Genomic DNA, 25,789 nt, shown 5'->3' with positions numbered 1-25,789 from the left:
ATATGGGCGAACAACAATATCACCTACCCGTTCTGCTGCAGGAAACAACGGAGTTGCTGCATATCAATCCCGAAGGGACGTATGTAGACGCTACGTTTGGAGGCGGAGGACATTCCCGGGCCATACTGGAGAAACTGGGCGAAAAAGGACGACTGATTGTATTTGATCAGGATGAAGATGCGTATCGTAACAGGATCATAGACGAACGTGTAACATTTGTACAACAAAATTTCCGGCACCTGCAACGTTTTCTGAAACTTCACAAAGCAGAACAGGTAGACGGAGTACTGGCAGATCTGGGCGTATCATCACACCAGTTTGATACTGCCGAAAGAGGATTCAGTATTCGCTTCAACGGCGACCTGGACATGCGAATGGATACGAGAACAGCCCTCACGGCAGCACAGATTCTGGCTACCTGGGGCGAAGCAAGGTTACAGCTGATCTTTCAGGAATACGGCGAAGTTACCAATGCCAAAACCCTGGCACAAACCATTGTACGGCAAAGAAAAACACACCCCATGCGTACTATCACGGAATTCAAATCCGTGATCCAGCCTATTGTAAAAGGCAACCCGCAAAAATATCTGGCACAGGTGTTCCAGGCTTTGCGTATAGCCGTTAATGATGAACTGGGCGCTTTAAAAGATTTGCTCACACAGTCCGCCAGTGTATTGAAACCAGGTGGCCGCGTGGCCATCATTACCTTCCACTCGCTGGAAGACAGGCTGGTTAAAAACTTTATGAAGACAGGCAGTTTCGAGGAAGCACCAGAAGATCCGTTTGGAAAGGAAACACCCCCTAAATTGTTCAGATTAATCACAAAAAAACCGGTGACCGCCAGCGATGCTGAACTGAAACTAAACAGCAGATCGAGAAGCGCAAAACTGCGGGTAGCCGAAAAAACAGCTTGATACTGCCTTACGCCGTATCATCAAGATCCTATCCTATCCTATACACATCTGTTGTGATTTGCTTTCAATTTTATATTGTCAATTTTTTAAAAAGGCATAGCACGTGTTGCAGGAAGAAGTTATAGAAACATACCAGGAAGAACCAGCCGAAGCCTCACCCGCTCCGGCTCAGGAACCGAAAAAAGAATGGCGGCTGCGCATCAACTATAAAATGTTGGTGCAAAACATGCCCTATATCGGTTTTCTGTCCGTACTGGCGTTGATCTATATCGCCAACAGTCACCTCGCTGAAAAAAAAATACGCCGGATTAATCAACTTGGCAAAGAAATCAAAGAGCTGAAGTGGGAATACATCAATGTGAAAAGTGAGCTCATGTTTCGCAGTAAAATGAGTGAAGTCAGCAAATCCGTAGAGCAACTGGGCCTCAAACAACTCAGTTCCCCTCCGCAGAAAATTATACTGACAAAAGAAAACGAAAAATGACTTTAATACTGGTACCTGATGCTGCCCGCCTGATATCTAAACAGAACGGGAATGCTGGTAAATCAATTAATTGGCAAGCATCTCATATAAATCGCAGCCAGCGTCAGGTATCTATTTATAGCACTTAGCCCTTAGCTTTTAGCCCTTAGTCGCTATCCCGGCAACTAAACCCTGGAAGTTATCCGCTAAAAGCTTAAAGCTAAACAGCTGGAACGTGGACGTAAAAAAAGACATATTGTGGCGTGTGTATCTGTGCCTGATCGGCATGGTTCTGTTTGGCATCGCCATTCTGGCTAAAGTATTTTACATCCAGAACGTGAAAGGCAGCTACTGGCGCAATATGGCCGATAGCCTCCACACCGGCTACGTAGCCCTCGATGCGGAACGAGGCACCATCTATTCGGAAGAAGGCAGAATGATGTCTACCTCCATCCCGTATTTCGATATACGGATAGATTTTGCAGCCGACGGACTGCGGGATAAAAAAGGAAAGGTTTTTAAAGAAAACCTCGACTCCCTCTCCCTCAGCCTGTCCCAACTGTTTGGCGACCGCACCAGAACGGCCTACAAACAACTGCTGCAGGATGGGTACCAATCAAAGGACCGTTACTTTCTCCTGAAAAGAGACGTACCCTTTAACCAGTACCAGCAACTGCGCTCCTTCCCCATGTTCAGGCTCGGAAAAAACAAAGGCGGCATGATCGCTGAAAGCAAAAGCAAACGCATCAACCCCTTTAAACTCCTCGCCAACAGGACCATCGGGCTGGCCCGCGAAAATTCACAAAGCGTAGGCCTCGAAAGGACCTACAACGAATACCTGAAAGGCGTTACCGGTAAAAGGCTCATGCGCCGCATCGCCGGCGGTACCTACGTTCCGGTGGAAGGGTACGATATCGAACCGGAAAACGGTAAAGATGTCATCACCACCCTTGACGTCAACATGCAGGATATCGTGGAAACAGCCCTCATGAACATGATGGTGCAAAATGAAGCTGACCACGGCACCTGCATCCTCATGGAAGTGAAAACAGGGAAAATCAAAGCCATCGCTAACCTCGGCCGCCAAACCGACGGTAGCTACTGGGAAAACATGAACTTCGCACTGCAGGTGGGAGAACCAGGATCCACTTTTAAACTGGCCACCCTCATCTCCGTGCTGGAAGATAAATACGCCACCATGAACACGATGGTTAACATGGACGGCGGACGCTGGCAGGTTGGACGCAGAACGGTTTTCGACTCCGAACCGCATCCAGGCCCCCAGAACGTAACCATCAAACACGCATTTGAGCTCAGCTCCAATGTCGCTATGGCAAAACTGGCCGTTCAACACTATGGCAGACAGCCCAACAAATTCGTGGCCCGCCTCAAACAACTGAGACTGGACCAGAATACGGGAATCGACCTGGTGGGGGAAGGCCATCCGGTGATTAAAACCACCAGCTCCAAAACCTGGAGTAACACCACCCTGCCATGGATGGCATTCGGATATGAGGTGCTGATAAGCCCGCTGCAGACCTGTATGCTGTACAACGCTGTGGCCAACAACGGTAAAATGATGAAACCCTACCTCGTCAATTCTATCATGGAATATGGCCAGGTAGTTAAACAGTTTGAGCCTACCGTAGTCATGGACAGTATCTGCTCCGCCAGCACCCTCAAACAAGTGCAAGCCATGCTGGAAGGCGTAGCCACAGACGGTACTGCCAGAAAACTGCGCAGCCCCTTCTACAACTTCGCCGCCAAAACCGGTACAGCCCTGGTGGCCAACGGCAGCCGCGGTTATGCCGACAAGATCTACCAATCCTCATTTGCCGGGTACTTCCCCGCAAATGACCCGCAATACACCTGCGTGGTAGTGATCAAAAACAAACCGCACGCCCTGCGCTTCTATGGCGCCAACGTTGCAGGACCGGTATTCCGCGAGGTAGCCGACAAACTGTACGCCATCGCCGTGGAAAAACAAAAGCCCCTGCAGGCCACCATGCAGCTTGATACCCTGCTGGCCCTCAAAAACGGGAAAGGCGGCGAATGGAAACAGATACTCAGAACCCTGAAGCTGCCCATCAGCGGCTCCGTGGCCAACAACAGCTGGGTTAGCCCCAGCGTCAGCAACCGGAAAATCACCTTCGAACCGGTTGCCCAGGCTAAAGGAGCTGTGCCCGATGTGACAGGAATGGGCCTCAAAGACGCACTGTACCTGCTGGAAAATGCAGGCCTGCGCGTAGTAGTAAAAGGAGCCGGAAAAGTGAAAACACAATCACTCCCCGGCGGTACAAGAATAGGAAACGAACAAACAATCGTAATAGAACTGAGCTAGATGAAGACGCTGCGAGACATATTATACAATGTAGGCATCAGGGCCGTTCAGGGTAATACAGACATTACCATCAACACCCTCATGATCGATTCCAGGTCCATTGGACCCGGCGATGCCTTCATTGCAGTGAAAGGAGTACATACAGACGGACATCAGTATATCGATAAAGCCATCGCTCAGGGCGCTGCAGCTATTATCTGCGAAACAATGCCCGCCGTGCTGCTGGATAATGTTACCTATATCGAGGTAGACAACAGCGCTCAGGCAAGTGGTATCATGGCCGGCAACTTCTATGATAACCCTTCCCACAAACTACAGCTGGTAGGCGTTACCGGTACCAACGGTAAAACAACAATCGCCACCATCCTGTTCCGTTTGTTTACCAGACTGGGGTATCATTGTGGATTGTTGTCCACAGTACAAAATCAGATAGGCGATACCGTTATACCGGCTACCCATACCACACCGGACCCGATCAGCCTCAACGCCCTGCTGGCTAAAATGGTGGATGAAGGATGCCTGTACGCCTTTATGGAAGTCAGCTCCCATGCCATACACCAGCAACGCGTCGCTGGACTGAAATTCGCCGGCGGTATCTTCAGCAATATCACCCACGATCACCTGGATTATCATAAAACATTCGATGAATATATCCGGGTGAAAAAATCGTTCTTTGATAACCTGCCTGCTTCGGCATTTGCCCTCACCAACCTCGACGACAAAAGAGGCATGGTGATGCTGCAAAATACCAAAGCCAGAAAGGCCACCTACAGTCTGCGTACACTGGCTGATTTTAAAGGAAAGATCCTGGAAAACAACCTCACCGGACTGATCATGCAGGTAGATGATACCGAAGTACACTTCCGCCTGATCGGTGAGTTCAACGCCTACAACCTGCTCGCTGTATACGGCGCAGCCGTATTACTGGGCAAAGACAAAACAAGCGTGCTGCGCGCCCTCAGCGACATCCAGGGTGCAGAAGGCCGCTTCGATTATATCGTGTCTGCCCATGACCAGATCATCGCTATCGTAGACTATGCCCATACGCCGGATGCATTGAAAAATGTACTGGCCACCATCAAAAACCTGCGAAAAGGTCACGAACAGGTGATCACCGTAGTAGGTTGTGGTGGAGACCGGGATACTGCCAAAAGGCCTGTAATGGCTGCTGTAGCAGCTGATAGCAGCGACCGCGTCATCTTCACCTCCGATAATCCCCGCTCCGAAGATCCGGATGCAATTATCCGGGAAATGGAAGCCGGCGTACCTGTACACCAGAAAAAAAGAGTGATCTCTATTACCGACCGTAAAGAAGCGATTAAAACCGCACTCACACTGGCAGGTAAAGAAGACATCATCCTCGTGGCCGGAAAAGGACACGAAAAATACCAGGAAATCAAAGGGGTGAAACATCCCTTCGATGATAAACAAGTGCTGGAAGAAGTAATGAAGCTGCTGGACAAATAATTTTTACGGAAGGAACAATAGTAAATAACTCAATGACTTAACAGCCGCATCTCACGATGCAGATGAACGGCTACGACTAAAACAATATGTTATATTATTTTTTAAATTACCTGAAAACAGAATTTAAGATCAGCGTCATCGGCGGTGGTATGTTTCAGTTTATTACCTTCCGTGTAACGATGGCCCTCCTGCTGTCGCTGGCTATCTCTCTGTTGCTGGGTAAACGTATTATAAAGCTCCTGCAACGCAAACAGATCGGTGAAACAATCCGTGAGCTGGGCCTTCAGGGTGAAAACTCCAAAAAAGGGACCCCTACCATGGGTGGTCTGATCATACTCGCGGCCATCATCATTCCCACCCTCCTGTTTGCACAGGTAGCCAATGTGTACATCTGGCTGGTACTGCTCAGTACCGTCTGGTTAGGTCTCATCGGCTTCCTCGACGACTACATCAAAGTATTCAAAAAGAATAAGGAAGGACTGGCCGGCAGATTTAAAATACTCGGACAGGTAGGACTCGGCCTCATCGTTGGCACTACCCTGTATTTCAACAACGACGTGGTAGTATCCCGTGAACTGATGGGTACCCAGAAACTGGCAGCCTACGAAAGACGCCCCACCAACCACCCCGAAAGGGTAACCCGCGAAGGGCAAAGGTTTGTGGACGTAAAAACACCGATCACCACCATCCCGTTCGTGAAAAACCATGAATTCAACTACGCCAAACTGATTTCATGGATACCTGGCGCAGAAAAATACACCTTCGTTATCTATATCCTGATCGTCATCTTTATCATTACCGCCGTGTCCAACGGCGCTAATATAACGGACGGACTGGATGGACTAGCCACAGGGGTGTCGGGCATTATCGGAGTATGTCTCGGCATTTTTGCTTATGTATCGGGCAACATTCAGTTTGCGGAGTACCTGAACATCATGTACATCCCCAACCTGGGCGAGCTGTCTATTTTTATCGCAGCCTTTGTGGGCGCCTGTGTGGGTTTCCTCTGGTACAATGCCTACCCTGCACAGGTGTTTATGGGTGATACCGGCAGTCTGGCACTGGGTGGCATCATCGCAGCACTGGCATTCATCGTGCGTAAAGAGCTGCTGATACCCATCTTCTGCGGCGTATTCCTGGTGGAACTGCTGTCAGTGATGCTGCAGGTGTCTTATTTCAAATACACCAAGAAAAAATATGGTGAAGGCAGACGCCTCCTGAAAATGTCGCCGCTGCATCACCACTATCAGAAATTAGGGTACCACGAAAGTAAAATATCCGTACGCTTCTGGATCGTAACGATCATGTGCGTGGTATTTACCATCGCTACCCTCAAAATGAGATAATCAATTATTTAAAATATAACAGGAAAGAATAAACGAAAATGGCGCACAAACTCATCATATTAGGAGCAGGAGAAAGTGGAATAGGAGCAGCTTTGCTGGGAAAACAGCAAGGGTATGATGTTTTTGTATCCGAAGGCGGCATCATCAAAGACAACTATAAACAGGAACTGGCGGTAAACCACATCACTTTCGAAGAAGGACATCACTCCTGGGATATTATCCTGAACGCTGACGAAATCGTCAAAAGTCCGGGTATCCCTGAAAAAACAGAGCTGATGAAAAAGGTACGCGAAAAAGGCATACCGGTTATTTCTGAGATAGAACTGGCCTACCGTTTTTCAAAAGGTAAAAAGATCATTGCCATCACCGGCAGCAACGGCAAAAGCACCACCACCGCCCTCACCTACCACATCTTCAAAACGGCAGGACTGGACGTGGCCATGGTAGGTAATATTGGCGTTAGTTATGCCAGACAGGTGGCAACCGCACCAGCGGAGTATTATGTGATTGAAATCAGCAGCTTTCAGCTGGATGACATCGTGGAATTCAAACCCAACGTAGCCATCCTGCTCAACATTACGCCTGATCATCTGGACCGGTACGACTACAAAATGGAAAATTATGTGGCTTCCAAGTTCAGGATCGCGATGAACCAGACAAAAGAAGATTATTTCATCTATTGTATGGACGATCCCGAGATCATGCAGCATTTGGCGCAGCAACCCATTTATTCAACATCAATACCTTTTACCATCATGAAACCACTGAAAGAAGGCGGCTTTATCGCCAACGAGCAGTTGCAAATACTGGTTGACGGAGAACCGGTCATCATGTCGATGTATGATCTGGCACTAAAAGGGAAACACAATCTGTATAATTCGATGGCAGCAGCAATTGCAGGCAGGACCATGGACATCAGAAAAGAAAAAATCCGCGAAAGCCTGGCTTCCTTCAAAAGCCTCGAACACCGGATGGAATATGTGGCAACCGTAAAAGGAGTGGATTTTATCAATGATAGCAAGGCTACCAACGTCAACTCCGTATGGTTTGCCCTCGAAAGCATTGAAAAGCCCATCGTACTGATCATGGGTGGTGTAGACAAAGGCAACGACTACTCCGCTATCCGCGATCTGGTGAAAGAAAAAGTAAAGGCCATCATCTGCATGGGTATTGACAATACCCCCATCATCGAAGCGTTGTCAAAAGATACGCCGGTGATGATCAACACCTCCAGCATGATGGATGCTGTTCGGGAAGCCTTTCAGCAGGCCACCAAAGGAGATGTGGTAATGCTCTCTCCCGCCTGCGCCAGCTTCGACCTGTTTAAAAACTATGAAGACAGGGGCTGGAAATTCAAGGAAGCTGTAAAGGCTTTATAGTGGATCTGGTTGGTAAAGGGGATTGAATAACAGTAAGGAATAAACGTAATTAACTAATATGAACGGTTTGCTCTATAGAACAAAAGGCGATAAGGTCATCTGGACGATAGTAATTTTTCTATCGTTGGTGAGCCTGCTGGCCGTATATAGCGCAACCGGATCACTGGCTTATCGTGAACGCGGCGGCCATACGGAGTATTATCTCCTGAAGCAGCTTATCGTACTGGGTATGGGCCTCGTGATCATCTATTTTGCACACCGGGTAAACTATACTATTTACTCCAGGGTGGCGCAGGTAGGTTTCCTGATATCGATACCACTGCTGATATACACACTGGCATTCGGATCACATATCAACGATGCCAGCCGGTGGATCAGGCTACCGATCATCAACCTGACCTTCCAGACATCGGATGTGGCCAAACTTGCCATCTTCATGTATGTCAGCCGTCAGTTGTCGAGACGCCAGGATGTGATCAACGATTTCAAAAAAGGATTTCTGCCCATCATCACTCCCGTAGCGGTTATCTGTATACTCATCATGCCGGCCAATATGAGCACGGCTTTGCTGTTAATGGCCAGTTGCATGCTGCTCTGCTTCATCGGCAGGGTACCGGTAAAATTTCTTGCCGGCATGGTAGCTGCCGGTGCATTGCTGGTAGTGCTGATGTTTGCCATCGCGAAACTGTCTGGTAACGATATGCGTACCAAAACCTGGGAAAAAAGGCTCGACAGCTTCCTGAACGACGACCATACAGAAGTACCCTATCAGGTACAACAGGCCAATATAGCCATCGCCGGCGGCGGACTGCTGGGGAAAGGCCCGGGCAACAGTACACAACGTAACTTTCTGCCCCACGCCTACTCCGACTATATCTACGCCACCATCATAGAAGAATACGGACTGTTTGGTGCATTCCTGATACTGGCGGCCTACATGGTATTATTACTACGCAGTATCCGGATATACAAAAGATGTCCTTATGCCTTCGGCGCATTCCTGGCAGTAGGCCTGAGTGTAACACTGGTCATACAGGCACTGACCAATATGGCGGTAAACGTACAGCTGTTTCCGGTAACAGGGTTGCCCCTGCCACTGGTCAGCATGGGCGGATCTTCCGTACTCTTCACCAGCATGGCCATCGGAATTATCCTTAGTGTGTCGCGCAACGTGGAAGAAATGGAAGGTAAACAGGCAGAAAAAGAACGACTCGAACGTGTAATGGCGGCGCAAGCGGAAAACGCAGCAGTAGCCTGATACGTATCTATAACATAAATATCAATCGTAACTGAAGAAACAATGCAACGCAAAGTGATTATAGCAGGTGGAGGCACGGGAGGACATATCTTCCCGGCGATAGCGATTGCCAATGCGTTGAAGAAAATTCAACCGGATATCGACATCCTTTTTGTTGGCGCCGCCGGCAAAATGGAAATGGAGAAAGTACCACAGGCTGGTTATCCGATCAAAGGACTGGAAATCGCCGGTTTCAATCGCAGCAATATTTTCAAAAATATCCTGCTGCCATTCAAAATCTGGAAAAGCCTGCGTCAGGCCAAAAATATACTGGACACTTTCCAACCCGATGCAGTAGTAGGTGTAGGTGGTTATGCCAGCTTCCCGATGCTGAGAAGGGCACAGAAAAATGGTATTCCAACGCTGATTCAGGAACAGAATTCCTTCGCAGGAAAAACAAACAAAATCCTGGGCAAAAAAGCAGCAAAGATCTGTGTGGCTTATGATGGCATGGATAAATTTTTTCCGGCAGACAAGATCGTCTTCACCGGCAATCCTGTCAGAAACAATATCACCCAGTCGGCCGTATCCCGGGAAGATGCACTGCAACACTTTGGACTGAACAATCATAAACAGACCATCTTCGCCGTAGGCGGTAGTCTGGGTGCCAAATCCATCAACGAAGCGCTGCAGCCCCTGCTCGAAACCATCGTGCAGAAAGACCTGCAGCTGATCTGGCAAACAGGAAAGCCTTACTACGAAATAGCCAAAGCTGCTGCAGCACCTTATGCATCCCATATCAAGGTGCATGAGTTCATCAATGTGATGGACATGGCCTACAAAGCTGCAGACGTAGTATTATCACGCGCCGGAGCCCTGGCCATCGCCGAGCTCTGTGTAGTGAAAAAACCAGTGATATTCGTGCCTTATCCATTCGCTGCGGAAGACCATCAGACTTCCAACGCTATGAACCTGGTGAACAAAAAAGCCGGGCTGATCATTAAGAATGATGAGGTAGGCGCACAACTCTCCGGTGTATTGTTCAGCCTTCTGCAAAACAGGGCGCTGATGGAACAGCTGGAAAAAAATATCGGCGAACTGGGTAACCCCAACGCAGATATGATCATCGCAAAAGAAGTTATTAACATTTTCAGATAAAGAGATTCAGGGATTCGGATATATGGATTTGAACAACATACAACAGGTTTATTTTATTGGCATCGGCGGTATCGGTATGAGCGCCATCGCCCGCTTCTTCAATGAAAAAGGAGTGGCCGTAAGCGGTTATGACCGTACCTCAACACCGCTTACGCAGCAGTTGGAAGCAGAAGGTATGCAGATCCATTACACCGATGATATCAATCTGCTGGACAGGCAGGCTAACCTGGTCGTATACACGCCGGCCATCCCTGCTTCCCATACAGAGCTGCAATGGTACCGTGATAATGGCTTTGAAGTCGTAAAACGCAGCGATGTATTACAGGAGATCACCAAATCATCGTTTGCCATCACCGTGGCAGGTACACATGGTAAAACCACCGTTTCTACCATGATCGCTCACCTGCTCACGCACAGCGGTTATGGCTGCAATGCTTTCCTGGGTGGTATCAGTGTCAACTACAACCGGAATTTCTGGAGCAGCGACAAAGACAAAGCAGTAGCAGTCATCGAAGCAGACGAATATGACCGCTCCTTCCTGAAATTAAGTCCGGATATCGCAGTGTTAACTGCCATGGATGCAGATCACCTGGATATTTACGGCACTGCAGAAGCAATGGAAGAAGCTTTTATTCAATATACACACAACATCAAGCCCAATGGCACGCTGATTGCTAAGTTTGGCCTGCATCGCGAAAGAGAGCTGAAAGCAGACAACAAACTGATGTACAGCCTGCAGAATGACGCAGCCAATGTTTATGCTGCCAACATCAGGATGGAACACGGCGGTTATGAGTTTGATGTAGTGCAGCAGAACTGGATGATCGACAAGGTACGCCTGCACATCGGTGGTATGCACAATGTGGAAAACGCTATAGCTGCCATTACTGTAGCACACCTGCTGGGTATAGACAGTGAAAAGATCAAAGCGGCCATGGAGAGCTTTAAAGGCATCAAACGCCGGTTTGAATATGTGATCAAAAATGATCGCCAGGTGTATATCGATGATTACGCCCATCATCCGGAAGAGCTGCGCGCGCTAATCACCAGTGCTAAAACACTATTCCCGGGCAAACGTTGTACGGTAATATTCCAGCCGCATCTGTTTACCCGTACCCGTGATCTGGCCGATGGTTTTGCAGAAAGCCTTTCACTGGCGGATGAAGTAATCCTGCTCCCCATCTATCCGGCGAGGGAACTGCCCATAGAAGGAGTGACCAGCGAAATACTGGCGGCAAAAATTACTGCACCGGTACAGATTATGTCAAAAGAAGCAGTATTGGACTGGCTGCAGAAAACACCAGCCCCGTTATTGATAACAGCAGGAGCCGGCGATATTGATCAGTTAAAAGAACCGATCAGCCAGTTACTGAAAGCTAAATAATAAAATCACGGAATCACAAGAATGGCCAAAACCACGACGATATTAAAACGACTGGGCGCGTTGCTCCTTTGGGTGCTTGCGTTCACAGGCTTTATTATCCTGCTGGTAGCAGCCAATAAAGACAAAGACGGTGGTATCTGTAAAGGTATTCAGGTGAAATTTGAAGGGAAGGATGATAATTTCTTCATTGAAGCCAAGGATATCCGCTCTTTGCTTACAAAAAACAAAACATTGAACCCGGTTGGAAAACCCATCAGGGATATCAATATCAGGTCACTGGAAGCAGTGGTGGACCAGGATCCCTGGGTAAAGAATGCAGAAATCTATTTCACCAGTAAACAGGAACTGCATATCAAAGTCACTCAACGGGAGCCTGTAGCCAGGGTGTTTACCTTTTCGGGCAACAGCTTTTACTTCGATGAAGCAGCGGAACGTATTCCGGTTTCATCGCGCTACGCCGCCAGGGTACCGGTTTTCACCGGCTTCCCCACCGATGTGGAAAAGCTGCAGCGGACAGATAGTCTGCTTGCCGCCCAGATTGTGGACATGGGAAGTTTTATCAGCAAAGATCCTTTCTGGATGGCGCAGGTAGAACAACTGATGATCACCCCCGACCGGAAATTCGAGTTCATACCCAAACTGGGCGACCAGGTGATCGTTTTCGGAGAAGGTACGGACATAGAAAAAAAATTCACCAAACTGCTGGCTTTTTACAAGGAAGGACTGAACAAGGTAGGTTGGAATAATTACACGCGGATCAATGTAGCATTTGAGAATGAGGTAGTATGTACGCGTAAGGATGGTGTAGCACCGCTGCAACCGGTGATACCCAAAGACACGGTAAAACAGTTTATGCCGGACGAACCGCCCATCGGAGACAATAGTGAAGATACAGCGGAGAAAACGGTAGCGAGGCCACCGGAACATCCACCGGTACCCGTCAAACAGGCTGTCAAACCAGCCACCACAACTAAAGCAAAGGCAAAGGCGCCCGAGAAAAAAGTGAAACAGGAGAAAGCAAAAGCGCCGCCCAAGCAACAACCTAAAGCAGTGTATAAGCCAGGGAATAAATCTGTTAACACATCAAAAAAACAAAAAACGCCATGAATCAGGAAGCTCCCATCATTGTAGGTCTCGACATAGGAACTACGAAGATTGCTGCCATAGCAGGACGGAAGAATGAATACGGGAAACTGGAAATCCTGGGATTCGGTAAAGCTACATCGTTTGGTGTGCAGCACGGCATGGTGCTGAACATTGACCAGACTATAAAAGCCATCAGGCAAGCCCTGGAAAACTGTTATGCCTCCAGCCCCCATCTGGAGATCAATGAAGTATATGTCGGCATCGCCGGTCATCATATCAAAAGTTTGCAAACCCGTGGAGATATTGTCCGCAATGATGTGGAGGCGGAAATATCCCAGAAAGATATTGACCAGCTGATCAACGATCAGTACAAAACCGTTATCCCTGCCAGTGATCAGATCATTGATGTGATCCCGCAGCAATATATTGTGGATAGTTTGCAGAATATCACCTACCCTATTGGTATGTCTGGGGTGAAGGTGGGTGCCAACTTCCATATCATCACCGGTGATAAAAACGCCATCCGTAATATTAACCGTAGTGTGGAAAAATCAGGGCTGAAAATCCGTGACCTGGTACTGCAGCCGCTGGCCTCTGCCGCCGCTGTCATGTGCGACATGGACTTTGAAGCCGGCGTTGCCATCGTAGACATCGGAGGCGGTACCACCGACCTGGCTGTGTTCTATGAAGGTATCCTGAAACATACTGCTGTTATTCCTTATGGCGGGGAAAACATCACGAATGATATTAAAAACGGCCTCGGTGTATTAAAAACACAGGCTGAACAGATGAAAGTGCAATTCGGTTATGCCCTGGCCGATGAAGCTAAAAGCAACGCTTATATCACTATTCCCGGTTTACGCGGACAAAGCCCCAAGGAAATATCCGTTAAAAACCTGGCACATATCATCCAGGCCCGTATGAGTGAGATACTCGATTTCGTAGTGTATCACCTCAAACAGATCGGTATGGACAATAAAATGCTGAATGGCGGCATTATCCTTACTGGTGGCGGTTCTCAACTGAAACACCTGATCCAGCTCACCGAATACACTACCGGCGCCAGTGCACGCATCGGCTTCCCCAACGAACACCTGTCCAGTGGCCTGTTCGACGAAGAACTGACCAAGCCTATGTACGCTACCTGCGTAGGATTGATACTCAAAGGTTACAACGATTATGAAAATGACCGTAAGTCACTCGAAGAAAATTATGTAAAAATTAATACCAGCTATTTCGCCAAGGAACAAGCTGCACAATCAGCTACCCAGCAAGACGATTGGGGAACGGAAGAAGCACCTTCCTCCCAGGAAATCCAGGACAGGAAAGCAAAAGAAAGAAATGCTTCGCTCAAGAATTTTCTGGACAAAATGAAAACAAAAATCATTGACATGTTTACAGAAGAAGAAGACGCAAAACTGTAAATGTGAAATGGCGCAATTGTTGCGAGCAGCAAACGTTTAATATATATGCAATCAAGAACGATAATTAATAATGAGAGGACAAATGAACCATATTAACGGCAAAGAATACACGCAATTAGCATCTAACATGTTCATTATTAATTATCCGTACTAACCCATAAAAGTATAGAGTCATGATACATTTTGATCTTCCTAAGGAAAAATCTTCTATCATCAAGGTCATCGGCATTGGTGGCGGTGGAAGTAATGCGGTGAATCATATGTATAGCCAACGCATTGAAGGGGTGAATTTTATTATCTGTAATACCGATGCCCAGGCTATCGCAAACAGCCCTGTTCCCAACAAAATACAGTTGGGTCCTCACCTCACACAGGGGCTTGGAGCCGGCGCCAATCCCGAAATCGGGAAACAGGCGACAGAAGAATCCTTTGAAGAAATCAAAAAAATACTGGAGGTAAATACTAAAATGGCCTTCATCACTGCCGGTATGGGCGGTGGCACCGGTACCGGTGGCGCCCCTATCATCGCGCGGATATGTAAGGAACTGGGTATTCTGACCGTTGGTATTGTTACTACCCCGTTTTCTTATGAAGGTAAAAAAAGAATGCTGCAGGCAGATGAAGGTGTTCAACGACTAAAAGAGTATGTAGACACCCTGCTGATCATCTCCAATGATAAATTAAGGCAGAAATTCGGTGACCTTAAATTTAAGGCTGCCTTCGAAAAAGCAGATAACGTACTGGCAACTGCTGCCAAATGTATTACCGACGTTATCAACTCCACCGGCCAGATCAACGTGGACTTTGCCGACGTTTGCACCGTTATGCGTAACGGTGGCGTGGCTATCCTCGGCTCTTCCATCGCAGAAGGCGAAAACCGTGCACAAAGAGCGATCGAAGATGCACTGACTTCTCCGCTGCTGAACGACAACGATATCCGTGGTGCCAAATGGATCCTTATCAATATCTCCTCTTCTGAAGGTGAATTTGAACATACACTGGATGAAATGGACATCATCCAGGCCTATGTACAGAGCCAGGCAGGTGAGGATTGCGACGTGATCCTGGGTGTGGGCTACGACCAGACGTTGGACCGCAAACTGGGTGTTACCATCATCGCTACCGGTTTTGAACAGAAACCGATCCAGCAGATGAAAATGGCACCTTCCACACCGGAACGTACCGAGCCTAAAATCGTAATGCAGCTGGGTAAAGATGGGGATGAGAAAAAGATGAACACGCAACAGGCACAGGGCGTGCTTTTCCACGAACCGCAAGACCTGATGGCCCCTCGTCTGATGGAACCCGCAGTGCCTCATCCTGAACCCACTACCGGCTATACTCCGCCACAACAGCAGGCGCCCATCGCTCCTGCCCGGCAGAACTATGTACTGAACGTTCAACAAGTGCCTGCTCAACAGCCGCAGGTGACACCTGAACAACAGATGCAGCAGCTGCACCAGCAACATCAGCCGCAACAGGTACAGCCTTCCACACAGCCCAATGTGAACGTAATTCAGCCTCAAGGCGGTAGCAGCGCAGGCGGTTACCTCAGCAGGCCGTCACACATCTATGTGGAACCAGGCAATACCCCGCCTCCTGAAATGAAAATGGTGTACCGGGAAGAGGAAATGAACCACCACCCACTGCCCCCTGAAGTGCCCATGCAACATTCCTACGAAGAGCTGGAAGAACAAAAACGCAAACAGGCAGAAAGAGTTGCCAAACTGCGCAGCATCAGCTTCAACGTAAAAAACATGGACAACAACGCGGAAATTGAAAACATCCCGGCCTATCTGCGCCGCAATGTAGCCCTGGAAAATGGTGCCGGCTCCGCCGAACACTTCTATTCCAACTACACTGTAAGCGGTGAACCAGGACAAAACAACCATCCCGAAATAAATACTATCAATACATTTTTAGATGGGAAGAAGCCCGATTGATGAACTTAGAGATATTCCATTCGGACATTTGATTGTTTTTTTAGTTGTGTTAAAAAGAAAATCCTCCGGTTCCCCGGAGGATTTTTCTTTTATAATTCACTCAGCTGCTGCTTCGCCCCTCGCAGCATATCTGCTGCCGGAATGGTTTTCAGCGCATTGATATCAAATGGTGCCAGCATCTTTTCCAGCTTTGCCAGCCCTTCAGCGTTGCGAGTTCTGGTGTATTCTTCCCTTAAAATCCGGATTTTTTCATAGTCCTGCACCCCTTCCACCAGGCGCTCAAAACGAATGGAAGACCGCGGTCCCGGATATACGAAATAAGTATCCCCTGCAGCCCAGGCACGGAAACGGCTATCCTGCAACGGCTTTTTTACCCAGCAGTTATAAGCCCAGCGTAAGTAACCGGTATACCCCTTGTAAGCAGCATGCCAGCCCATAAAGGTAGCTTCTGCCGGAGGAGAGAAAGTAAAGGTATTAGGAAATCCTTCTGTACAGCAGGTGTAGAATGTAGTAGGCCATCCCTTTTTTACCCGCTCTTTCAGCACTTCATCCGGAAAAGGCTCCTTGGAGGCAACACAAAAATCATAGATATCCTTGTCCAGTGGCGCATGATAACTACCCGCCAGCGATAATCTGAAGTTTTTGTCTGCTTTTCTGATCAGGGCCAGGGCTTCCTGCATATCTGCCATTGGACGCTCATCCATGGCAATGGTGGTAATATCAAACCAGCCTTTGGCTTTCAGATGCTTCACAAAATCGTTCAGCATCGGCTGCCAGTGGGCCGCATATTCCGGAGAACCAGGTTTGGCAATCAGCAATGTGTCTTTACCTTTCGCCTCATCATAATAATAGAATTTCAGGTTCCAGGGAATCATACTGTAACAGTTGATTTCCTTTTTGATGCCGAGGTCCATCATGAATTGTACCCATTTATCAAAAACGGTATAGTCAAAAGCCCATGAACCGTCTTTCTTTTTAGTCCACTTTACCATAGAACCATACACGTCTTCCGTCTGACTATTCCACGGATCATAGATAATAGTGGCAGTAATGCATTTTTGTCCGGCTGCTGCCAGCATCTGCATATAAGGCTTCATCGCCTTAAAATGAGCTTCGCTCCAGGGTTTTACGCCATACATCCGGGCCACAGCATCAGGGCTTTGCCAGAGGTCGAGGTGAAACTTCCAGTCTTTAGGCGCAGGGAGCGTATGGTTAACTACCTGTATCTCATAAGGCAGGCTACTGATTGTGTTGCCGTTTTTCACCTTCACAAGACCTTTATAGAGGCCCGGAGTGGTACCAGCCGGCACTTGTATACTCAGCCACACAGGCTGCGTATTATTAGCCGCTATGTTCATTTTACGCTGTATATCAATACCGTCAGCCACCAGTGAAGAGTCGAAGTTTTCAGGCTTGCGATAACCGCAGCCACTGCCGTCCTTATTCAGCTCGTCAGTCATTACGTATCGTACAAAGCCTGTAGTGACCGCACTGGCGGGAATAACAGCCCCTTTACCGCCCTGCAGGGCACCGGCTTCAATACTCACATCAGTGAGCGGGTTGGTGGTCCAGAGGAGGAACTGTGTATGTACTCTTTCGCCTTTCCAGGCTTTAGTACCCCAGGAAGAGGTCAGGCTGTTGGGATCGGGAGCATTTCTTTTTTCGTATCGGATATCGGCAGAACCAAAGGCAACGTGGAGCTGGTTGCCCTTTACAGCTTCCCAGGAAGCTTTATTGACAGGCCGGGGATCAGGCAACTCCTGATATCCGGCAGCAGGACCGCTCTGGGCCCATACGTTTTGTTGCAATGCCAGTAATACCAGCACGCCAAAAAATTTGTTCACCATACTAAATAGAGATTTGATTATTTGGGTTTTCCCACAAAATCCTATCACCCAAGATCTTAAAAATATCCGGATTTTTTGCGGGAAATCCTAAATAATCAAATCTCTATCAGCCGGTTAATGTATAATGCGTTTTAACTGCAGGTTGGTGACAGGAGCCACTACCAGCGGGTATTTTTCGATAGTTACATAACTGGAATCCAGCCCGAAACCTCTTTCTTCTGACAAACTGATTTTTTTCAGGAAGAAGTACATCTTCATGATCATCCGCTCGTACAGTGGCAGGTCGTTGTCGTGAGAAAGGAATTTTTCCATCACGATAAACTGGAAGTCTCCTACTACATTGTTTTTGCTGAGTGATTCGTAACGGCTGGTGATATTCACTTCCTTGTTACGTACCATATCTTCCACCACCATTCTGAACATCAGGTTGATCCTTTGTTCCACTTTGAAGCCCAGGCGGAATTCCACCCGTATTACTTCGTTGGGGATAATAGTTTGAACCGAATATTCGCTCAGGTAAGGTTCATCGACCACGTCTACGTGTACAAACCAGTAAATATCAGCCCTTTTAGGCTTTTTATTGAGGATGGAGTAGATGATTTTATGTTCTATTTCCTTCGGATTATCGGCACTACTCATATATACCAGGTGGGTGGCATATTTGGGGATAGTAGTGTCATTACTCAATTCCTGTATGATAGGCAGATAATCTTCCAGTCTCACAAATTCCACATAGCGGTTTTTGATCTTGCGGGATTTGAACCATACGATCATGACCAGGAAGAGGGCACCAGCCACGATAACGGTGACATAACCACCGTGCATGAATTTGACCAGGTTGGCAAACAGGAAGGAGAATTCTATGGAGAGATATACCACCAGGTATAATAGTATCCATCCTGTCCATACCCTCCGCGTGTATAGATAAAAGGCGAACAGGCAGGAGGTCATCAGCATACAGATCGTGATGGAAAGCCCGTAGGCCGCTTCCATATGAGAAGATTCCTGGAAGAGTATAACGATAGCCGCACAGCCTACAAACAGCATGGTATTGATACCGGGAATATAGAGCTGTCCGCGCATTTCAGTGGGATAGTTCACCTTCATTTTAGGCCAGAGGTTGAGGCGCATCGCTTCTGCGATGAGCGTAAATGAGCCTGATATCAGGGCCTGGCTGGCGATAATGGAAGCCAGCGTAGCGATGAGTACCCCAAAAATGATGAACCATTCCGGCATGATGGTAAAGAAGGGGTTCTGATCTTTAGGAAGGATCTGTCCTTTCTGGGTGAGCAACCAGGCACCTTGTCCGAGGTAGTTGAGGATCAGACATGTTTTGACGAAGATCCAGGATACCCGGATGTTGCCTCTTCCGCAGTGACCGAGGTCGGAATAGAGTGCTTCGGCCCCTGTGGTACAGAGGAAAACGGCACCGAGGATGAGGAATCCTTTGGGATAGGTGGTCAGCAGTTCTATGGCATAATGAGGGCTAAACGCCTTCATAATGCTCATATCGTCTGCGATGTGGGAGATACCGAGGATACCCAGCATAGAAAACCATAGTACCATGATAGGACCGAACATGCGGCCTATAGACACTGTGCCGAACTGCTGCATGATAAAGAGTCCGGTAATGATGGTTAATACGATTTTGACGATGGTCAGCTGGCTGAGGTCTTTAAATACTTCGAGGGTACGTAGCCCTTCGATAGCGGAAGTGACGGTGATTGGCGGAGTGATGATCCCGTCTGCGAGGAGGGCTGCGCCTCCGATCATACCGAAAATAACGGCCCATTTGGCGTGTCGTCTGACGAGCGCATACAGGGAGAAGATACCACCTTCCCCTTTGTTGTCAGCCCTTAGGGTCAGAATAACGTACTTAACGGTGGTTTGTAAAGTCAGCGTCCAGATAATACAGGAAATACCTCCGATGACGAGGAGGTCGCTGATGGGATTACCGCCTACGATGGCTTTAAAAACATAGAGCGGAGAAGTTCCGATGTCGCCGTAGATGATACCCAGCGCTACTACTAAACCTGCCAGGGATACCCTGTTAATGTTTATGCCCACAAAATTTTTTTTTAAAAAGCCTCCAAAATTAGGAGGAAATATTGAGATCAGCAATAAAAGGTGACAGTGAAGAGGCCGGTAGGGGTTGGCATAATGAGAAAGTCCTCTCCCAGATGAGTGGGAGAGGACTTTTTAATTATTCATCTCAATGAGTGAAACTGATTAGTTAGCAGGAGCTAAGTCAACAGTACCGGACTCACCAGGAGTGTTTTGTTTGATGAAGCGACCGCGGTCGATACCTTGTTTGTCAGCCAGGTAGTCGATCACAGCGTCAACACGACGGCTGCTCAGATCAACACCACCTTTTTTACCTTTAGCACCAGCGTGGCCAGTAACCAGCACGTTGCAAGAAGGATTAGCTTTCAGAGTAGAGGCAACAGAACCCAGGATAGCTTCCTGATCGCGACCAACTTTAGTAGCGCTACCTTTGAAAGAAACGCTAGGCAGAACCAGGCTGGAGCAAGTAGCTACAGGAGCGATGTTTTTGCAGCACTCAGGATCTGGGCATTTACCAACACCGTCAGCGTCAACTGGCTGGCAGTAAGTCGGAGTGATCAGTTGTTTGTCTTTGTAGTCAGGAACGCCGTCACCGTCAGTATCCTTAGCAACACCGTGAGAATCAACAGGTGCGCCAGCAGGAGTGTTAGGTTCGCGGTCGAACTGGTCAGTAACGCCATCACCGTCTGCATCAGGCAGTACTGGAGTAGGCAGTTTCATGTGACGAGGGTTGCTCAGCTCGCTGTAAGCGTATTCCAGCGGGTTGATCCACCACAGAGGCTGAACGCGTTTAGAAGCGTTACCCAGGTTGAAGTTCAGACGCAGGCTGGTGTAAGAGTAGAAGTCTTTAGAAGCTCCACCAGGGCCGGAATAACCGTCCAGGTAAGCGTCAAAAGGCATAGTCAGTTTCTCTTCCAGACCGATGTTGAAACGTTTAGTTACTTTGAAAGCGATACCGGTACCAACATCCAGAGCGTGACGGATCAGCTGGTTGTTGTCGTGACGACCGAGAGAGATTCTGTTACCCTGAGAAGGAGCGTTGGACTCGTATTTTTTATCTCTCAGGCTGTTCAGTTGTTTTCTGATATCGCTACGTTTTGCACCGAAGTTGATGCCGCTGTAGTCATAACCATTACCGTTACCGTCCAGAGCGTCAACGTCTACGTCAGCAGCTACGATAGAGTAACCAGCCAGTACGTACCAGTTGATTTTAGGTTCTGCTCTGTAGAACAGGATGTTGCTCAGAGAGGCAATCATGTCCAGAGACAGCTGATGGTTCTGGGACCTGTAGTTAGGAACGAAATAACCACCATTCTTTGCTGCAGTAGGACCCCATGGATTAGGGAAACCGCCAACAGAAGAAATTGGACGCAGCTGATAGTCCTGACCTTTGTCGATAGAACCGATGTACTCAGCTCTTACGGAGAAGGTATGACCCAGTGCTTTTCTCAGTGAGATACCACCACCGAAACCTGGATGAGGAGGAACGGTTCCGCTGATCAGGTGCAAACCACCACTGAGACCGAGCTCCCACATATCCCTGGGTTTAGCAGGAAAGTTGGATTGGTGGTTCATGAAGTTATTTTGTTGTACCAACCGCTTGCCTGACACTTTGGAAGAATCCAGTGCATCATAGCCGGTTGGTTGAACCTGTGCAAAACCGGTAGATGCTGTTAGTAACCCCACAGCGCCTGCCAGTAATAAGTACTTTTTGCTTGCCATAATTGTGTTTTATTTAAAAACTGTTAAAAATTTACTAATAACCCGTTTTTTACCTAGCAAAGGTAAATATCATAAATGAATATACAAATTTTTCTTGCAATATTATTTTCATTGATAAGTGCTTCAATATTAGAGCTTAAATGAAACTATTTACATACCTTATTCAAGGTTCTGCTAAACTCATTGTTTAAAGCCTGTTAAAGGAATCCTTAACCTGTGTTAAAGGAATGTTATACTTCATATACAAATTCAAGGCCAAAATGTTAAAATTTCCTATTTAAAACCTAGCTTAGCAATCCTTTTTATTTATTACATGGACGATATTAAGCAACTGATAGGTAAGGAATTACAGGATTTTGAAGAAAAGTTTGCGGATTCCGTAAAGAGCCACGTGCCGCTGCTGGACAGGATCATGCACTATATTGTGAAGCGAAAAGGGAAGCAGATCCGGCCGATGTTCGTAATGCTTTCCGCACGGCTTTTCAATGATCATGTCCCGGAAAGCACTTACCGGGCTGCCGCCCTGGTAGAACTGTTACACACAGCTACCCTGGTGCATGACGACGTGGTAGATGACGCAAACCAACGCCGGGGCCTGTTCTCCATCAATGCATTGTGGAAAAACAAAATAGCGGTGCTGGTGGGCGACTATTTGTTGTCCAAAGGACTACTGCTGTCTCTTAACAACAATGATTTCCGAGCTTTGCAGATATTATCCCAGGCAGTGAAAGAGATGAGTGAAGGCGAACTGCTGCAGATAGAAAAAACCCGGAAACTCAATATCAAGGAGGACATCTACTTTGAGATCATCCGGCGGAAAACTGCGTCCCTGCTGGCCTCTGCCTGCGCTGCCGGCGCATGGAGTACCAGCCAGGACGACGATGCCACCGAACAGCTGCGCCTGTTCGGCGAAAAAGTAGGAATCGCCTTCCAGATCAAGGACGACCTCTTCGATTATGGCACCGCCAAAATCGGAAAACCTACAGGCATTGATATCCGTGAAAAGAAAATGACGCTCCCGCTCATCTACACGCTGGAACACGCCACCCCGGATATCCGCCGGAAAATCATCAATATCGTTAAGAACCATAATACGGAAAAAGACCGTGTGGATGAAGTAATCCAGCTAGTAAAAGCTTCAGGAGGAATAGATTACGCACAGCAGAAAATGCTGCAATACCGCGATGAAGCACTCGCTATCCTGCATCGTTTCCCGCAAACTGAAATCCGGAACGGACTGGAATCCCTCGTAAGGTTTACGACGGACAGAACTTTTTAGAAAGAAAAAATTAAAAATGTAAAATAATAAATGTAAACTGTAACCCTAATAGGCTCCTTTTACGTTGCCACTGTTACTGTTTACATTGATTATTTTACATTTTTTCTTTTTAATCTGTTTCTATTTTACCAGAACATAATGCAAAAACGCTGGACAGTCAAAGCATATCAACCAAATCAGGAAAAATTACTCCAATCCTCGCTACGCATACACCCTTTGTTGTGCCGGCTGTTGGTACAACGCCATGTGCACACCTATGAAGCGGCCCGCCAGTTTTTTCGCCCCACCCTCGAAGACCTTCATGATCCATGGCTGATGAAAGACATGGACAAAGCCATCTCCCGCATAGAACTGGCTTTCTTCCGGCACGAAAAAATACTGGTATATGGCGATTATGATGTAGACGGCACGACCGCAGTCGCTACTGTATACGCTTTTCTGCACAAACTCTATAATAACATAGAATTTTATATTCCACACCGTTACCGTGAAGGTTATGGTATTTCCAACGAAGGAATTGCATTTGCAAGGGACAACGACTTCAGCCTGGTGATAGCCCTGGACTGCGGCATCAAATCCGTAGAACTCATCTCCCAGGCCAAAGAAATGGGGATTGACTTCATCATCTGCGACCACCACCTGCCGGATGCCATAGTACCTCCCGCAGTGGCCATCCTCAATCCCAAACAGTATGACTGCCCCTATCCATATAAAGAACTGAGTGGTTGCGGCATTGGCTACAAACTGATCTGTGCATACGCCCAGAAACGTGGCCTGCCCATATCAGAAGCCAATCAATACCTCGATCTGGTAGCCACCAGCATCGCTGCCGACATTGTGCCCATGACCGGAGAAAACAGGGTGCTGGCCTTTCACGGACTGAAAAAAGTGAACAGCAATCCCCTGCCAGGCATCAAAGCACTCATCACCCTCAGTGCCCTGAAAGAGCAATTGACGATCTCCAACCTGGTGTTCGTGATTGCACCCCGCGTTAATGCCGCAGGACGCATGGACGACGCCCGTAAAGCAGTAAACCTCTTCATCGAAAATGACGAGGAGAAAGCTGCCGCCATTGCAGCCGTATTGCATGCTGACAACTTTGACCGCAAGGAGGTTGACAACACCATTACTCAGGAAGCTGTATCCCTGCTGCAAAACGATGACACCATCGCGCAGAAAAAATCCACAGTGCTCTACCAGGCCCACTGGCATAAAGGTGTAGTAGGTATCGTAGCTTCGCGGCTGATCGACAAATACTACTACCGCCCTACCATTATCCTGACTCAATCAAACGATGTGGTAGCCGGCTCCGCCAGGTCTGTAACAGGATTCAACGTGTATGAGGCTATTCATCAATGTAAGGACCTGCTGGAAAATTACGGTGGCCATTTTTACGCTGCAGGCATGACGCTCAAACCGGAAAATGTACCGGCCTTCCAGCAACGATTTGAAGAAGTGGTGGCCAGCAGCATCAGACCAGACCAGCTTGTACCGGAGATCGTCATCGATACTGAAATATCCTTCACAGATATTACTGCCGCCTTTTACAATATTCTGAAACAGTTCGAGCCACTGGGCCCGGACAACCTGCGGCCTGTTTTCCTCGCCCGCAATCTGACGGATACCGGTTATTCCAGACTGGTAAAGGAAGAACACATTAAATTCTCCGTAAAACAAGGTAAAACCGGTCCTGCCCTGTCGGGAATAGGATTTTATATGGCAGAGAAATTTCCGATTGTCAACAGCCGCAAGCCATTTGACATGGTTTTCAACATTGATGAAAATGAGTGGAACGGACAAACCACCCTTCAACTGAAAGTAATTGATATCAGGGCTGCCTGTTAACATTCAAAATAAAAAAGGCGCCAAGAATGTTATCCCTGGCGCCTTTGCAGCTTCGCTCCCTTGTATGACATTACTGCTTCTTCTGTTTCAACATCCAGGTATATAAATCCGCCGTGGCATAAGCACGGGTCCAGGAGTCGTGGCCTCCATTAGGATACTCGGTATATTTCACATTGCTGCCCAGGGCCTGCAGGGCTTTGACCATATCTCTCGAACCGGATACAGATACCGTAGGATCATCGGCCGAATGGAAAGCCCATATGGGCAGGTCTTTTATCTTCCCAACCAGGCTTACATTCCCTCTTCCGGCGATAGGCACAATGGCGGCAAAACGTTCCGGATGTGCCACCGCCCAGTCCCATGTTTGCATACCTCCCATACTTAACCCGGTGAGATATACCCGGTTGGGGTCTATATGGTATCTGCTGACCACCGTTTTATAAAGTGATTCCAGCGCATCTGTATTCCACCAGTTGGCCCGGCATTGCGGCGCTACCATCACAAATGGTTTGCCTTTTACTACTTTGGGCAGACCCACATTACGAAGCACATCGATATTGGTGCCTATTTCCCCCACACCATGTAAAAAAATCACCAGTGGCCATTTTTCAGTCTGACTGTTATAGCCATCGGGGATATACAGCAGGTAATTGGTGATATTGGAGCCGGGCTGGCTGATTGCATCTACGGTAAGACCGGCAGTCTGTTGGGGAAAAGTGTCTCTGGGTGGGGCCGGATCTATCGGCGTGACTTTTTCTGATTTTGAACAGGAGAATAAAACAAACATTCCCAGGACTAAGACATGGTTAAAAAATACAATCTTTCTTTTTTCCATATAACAGCTATAAACTAAAAGGTCCCCTGGCTCATCGCCAGGGGACCAGGTTTAA

18 protein-coding genes are annotated in these 25,789 nt (G+C 47.8%); 14 read left to right on the top strand and 4 right to left on the bottom strand.

All coding sequences use genetic code 11. The annotated features are described in order from the left end of the window. The first annotated feature begins 2 nt into the window (after window positions 1-2). The 12 genes from rsmH (at window position 3) to ftsZ (ending at window position 16,142) form a co-directional block, all read left to right on the top strand. Window positions 3-914: a 16S rRNA (cytosine(1402)-N(4))-methyltransferase RsmH gene (rsmH, locus tag KD145_RS23835; protein WP_212002304.1), complete on the top strand. Its 912-nt coding sequence runs from the start codon at window positions 3-5 to the stop codon at window positions 912-914. 103 nt (window positions 915-1,017) lie between these two features. Continuing rightward, complete coding sequence (locus KD145_RS23830) at window positions 1,018-1,398, top strand: FtsL-like putative cell division protein (RefSeq protein WP_212002303.1); 381 nt, start codon at window positions 1,018-1,020, stop codon at window positions 1,396-1,398. A 214-nt stretch (window positions 1,399-1,612) separates the two neighbouring features. After that, window positions 1,613-3,718: a penicillin-binding protein gene (locus KD145_RS23825; protein WP_212002301.1), complete on the top strand. Its 2,106-nt coding sequence runs from the start codon at window positions 1,613-1,615 to the stop codon at window positions 3,716-3,718. After that, a complete protein-coding gene (locus tag KD145_RS23820; protein WP_212002300.1) occupies window positions 3,719-5,185 on the top strand; it encodes a UDP-N-acetylmuramoyl-L-alanyl-D-glutamate--2,6-diaminopimelate ligase in 1,467 nt (488 codons plus the stop codon). An 86-nt stretch (window positions 5,186-5,271) separates the two neighbouring features. Then, window positions 5,272-6,531 (top strand): phospho-N-acetylmuramoyl-pentapeptide-transferase, encoded by a 1,260-nt coding sequence (mraY, locus tag KD145_RS23815; RefSeq protein WP_212002298.1) that lies wholly within the window; start codon window positions 5,272-5,274, stop codon window positions 6,529-6,531. A 38-nt stretch (window positions 6,532-6,569) separates the two neighbouring features. Then, the gene (gene murD / locus KD145_RS23810; RefSeq protein ID WP_212002296.1) at window positions 6,570-7,910 is read left to right on the top strand and encodes a UDP-N-acetylmuramoyl-L-alanine--D-glutamate ligase; all 1,341 of its coding nucleotides are present in this window, start codon (window positions 6,570-6,572) and stop codon (window positions 7,908-7,910) included. Between the two features lie 58 nt (window positions 7,911-7,968). Further along, complete coding sequence (locus tag KD145_RS23805; protein ID WP_212002295.1) at window positions 7,969-9,168, top strand: FtsW/RodA/SpoVE family cell cycle protein; 1,200 nt, start codon at window positions 7,969-7,971, stop codon at window positions 9,166-9,168. 42 nt (window positions 9,169-9,210) lie between these two features. Further along, the gene (gene murG, locus KD145_RS23800; protein WP_212002293.1) at window positions 9,211-10,305 is read left to right on the top strand and encodes an undecaprenyldiphospho-muramoylpentapeptide beta-N-acetylglucosaminyltransferase; all 1,095 of its coding nucleotides are present in this window, start codon (window positions 9,211-9,213) and stop codon (window positions 10,303-10,305) included. A gap of 22 nt (window positions 10,306-10,327) precedes the next feature. Continuing rightward, entirely contained in the window at window positions 10,328-11,689 is a 1,362-nt protein-coding gene (murC, locus tag KD145_RS23795; protein WP_212002291.1) for a UDP-N-acetylmuramate--L-alanine ligase, read from the top strand. 21 nt (window positions 11,690-11,710) lie between these two features. Beyond that, window positions 11,711-12,796, top strand: coding sequence for a cell division protein FtsQ/DivIB (locus KD145_RS23790; RefSeq protein WP_212002289.1), 1,086 nt, complete (start codon window positions 11,711-11,713; stop codon window positions 12,794-12,796). Further along, complete coding sequence (gene ftsA / locus KD145_RS23785; RefSeq protein WP_212002288.1) at window positions 12,793-14,199, top strand: cell division protein FtsA; 1,407 nt, start codon at window positions 12,793-12,795, stop codon at window positions 14,197-14,199. Before KD145_RS23790 ends, ftsA begins: the two co-directional genes overlap by 4 nt. A 173-nt stretch (window positions 14,200-14,372) precedes the next feature. Continuing rightward, window positions 14,373-16,142: a cell division protein FtsZ gene (ftsZ, locus tag KD145_RS23780; RefSeq protein WP_212002286.1), complete on the top strand. Its 1,770-nt coding sequence runs from the start codon at window positions 14,373-14,375 to the stop codon at window positions 16,140-16,142. An 89-nt stretch (window positions 16,143-16,231) separates the two neighbouring features. Here the strand turns inward: ftsZ and KD145_RS23775 are convergent, their stop codons facing one another. The 3 genes from KD145_RS23775 to KD145_RS23765 form a co-directional block, all read right to left on the bottom strand. Continuing rightward, window positions 16,232-17,989: a glycoside hydrolase domain-containing protein gene (locus tag KD145_RS23775; protein ID WP_212002284.1), complete on the bottom strand. Its 1,758-nt coding sequence runs from the start codon at window positions 17,987-17,989 to the stop codon at window positions 16,232-16,234. A gap of 114 nt (window positions 17,990-18,103) precedes the next feature. Further along, window positions 18,104-20,056, bottom strand: coding sequence for a KUP/HAK/KT family potassium transporter (locus tag KD145_RS23770; RefSeq protein ID WP_212002282.1), 1,953 nt, complete (start codon window positions 20,054-20,056; stop codon window positions 18,104-18,106). 162 nt (window positions 20,057-20,218) lie between these two features. Continuing rightward, window positions 20,219-21,775, bottom strand: a complete 1,557-nt coding sequence (locus KD145_RS23765) for an OmpA family protein (RefSeq protein WP_212002280.1) — start codon at window positions 21,773-21,775, stop codon at window positions 20,219-20,221. A gap of 313 nt (window positions 21,776-22,088) precedes the next feature. Here KD145_RS23765 and KD145_RS23760 point away from each other — a divergent pair, with 313 nt between their 5' ends. Together KD145_RS23760 and recJ are read left to right on the top strand one after the other, a co-directional pair. Next, a complete protein-coding gene (locus KD145_RS23760; RefSeq protein WP_212002278.1) occupies window positions 22,089-23,054 on the top strand; it encodes a polyprenyl synthetase family protein in 966 nt (321 codons plus the stop codon). Between the two features lie 138 nt (window positions 23,055-23,192). Beyond that, on the top strand, window positions 23,193-24,899 hold the full coding sequence (recJ, locus tag KD145_RS23755) for a single-stranded-DNA-specific exonuclease RecJ (RefSeq protein ID WP_212002276.1): 1,707 nt from the start codon (window positions 23,193-23,195) through the stop codon (window positions 24,897-24,899). 70 nt (window positions 24,900-24,969) lie between these two features. Here recJ and KD145_RS23750 read toward each other — a convergent pair whose 3' ends face one another. Beyond that, a complete protein-coding gene (locus KD145_RS23750) occupies window positions 24,970-25,734 on the bottom strand; it encodes a prolyl oligopeptidase family serine peptidase (RefSeq protein WP_212002274.1) in 765 nt (254 codons plus the stop codon). Window positions 25,735-25,789 lie beyond the last annotated feature (55 nt).

The sequence above is a fragment of the Chitinophaga sp. HK235 genome (genome assembly GCF_018255755.1).
In the GTDB taxonomy this organism is placed as follows: domain Bacteria; phylum Bacteroidota; class Bacteroidia; order Chitinophagales; family Chitinophagaceae; genus Chitinophaga.
Note: the sequence above shows the minus strand (reverse complement) of the source record. Positions and strands in the feature narration are given on the sequence as shown.

Bases quoted from the DNA above. Each gene is read 5' to 3' on its own strand.
- KD145_RS23760 (WP_212002278.1), top strand. From the start codon at position 22,089: ATGGACGATATTAAGCAACTGATAGGTAAGGAATTACAGGATTTTGAA.
- KD145_RS23750 (WP_212002274.1), bottom strand. From the start codon at position 25,734: ATGGAAAAAAGAAAGATTGTATTTTTTAACCATGTCTTAGTCCTGGGA.
- murD (WP_212002296.1), top strand. From the start codon at position 6,570: ATGGCGCACAAACTCATCATATTAGGAGCAGGAGAAAGTGGAATAGGA.
- recJ (WP_212002276.1), top strand. From the start codon at position 23,193: ATGCAAAAACGCTGGACAGTCAAAGCATATCAACCAAATCAGGAAAAA.
- murC (WP_212002291.1), top strand. From the start codon at position 10,328: ATGGATTTGAACAACATACAACAGGTTTATTTTATTGGCATCGGCGGT.
- ftsZ (WP_212002286.1), top strand. From the start codon at position 14,373: ATGATACATTTTGATCTTCCTAAGGAAAAATCTTCTATCATCAAGGTC.
- KD145_RS23765 (WP_212002280.1), bottom strand. From the start codon at position 21,775: ATGGCAAGCAAAAAGTACTTATTACTGGCAGGCGCTGTGGGGTTACTA.
- rsmH (WP_212002304.1), top strand. From the start codon at position 3: ATGGGCGAACAACAATATCACCTACCCGTTCTGCTGCAGGAAACAACG.
- murG (WP_212002293.1), top strand. From the start codon at position 9,211: ATGCAACGCAAAGTGATTATAGCAGGTGGAGGCACGGGAGGACATATC.
- KD145_RS23805 (WP_212002295.1), top strand. From the start codon at position 7,969: ATGAACGGTTTGCTCTATAGAACAAAAGGCGATAAGGTCATCTGGACG.
- mraY (WP_212002298.1), top strand. From the start codon at position 5,272: ATGTTATATTATTTTTTAAATTACCTGAAAACAGAATTTAAGATCAGC.
- KD145_RS23790 (WP_212002289.1), top strand. From the start codon at position 11,711: ATGGCCAAAACCACGACGATATTAAAACGACTGGGCGCGTTGCTCCTT.
- KD145_RS23820 (WP_212002300.1), top strand. From the start codon at position 3,719: ATGAAGACGCTGCGAGACATATTATACAATGTAGGCATCAGGGCCGTT.
- ftsA (WP_212002288.1), top strand. From the start codon at position 12,793: ATGAATCAGGAAGCTCCCATCATTGTAGGTCTCGACATAGGAACTACG.
- KD145_RS23775 (WP_212002284.1), bottom strand. From the start codon at position 17,989: ATGGTGAACAAATTTTTTGGCGTGCTGGTATTACTGGCATTGCAACAA.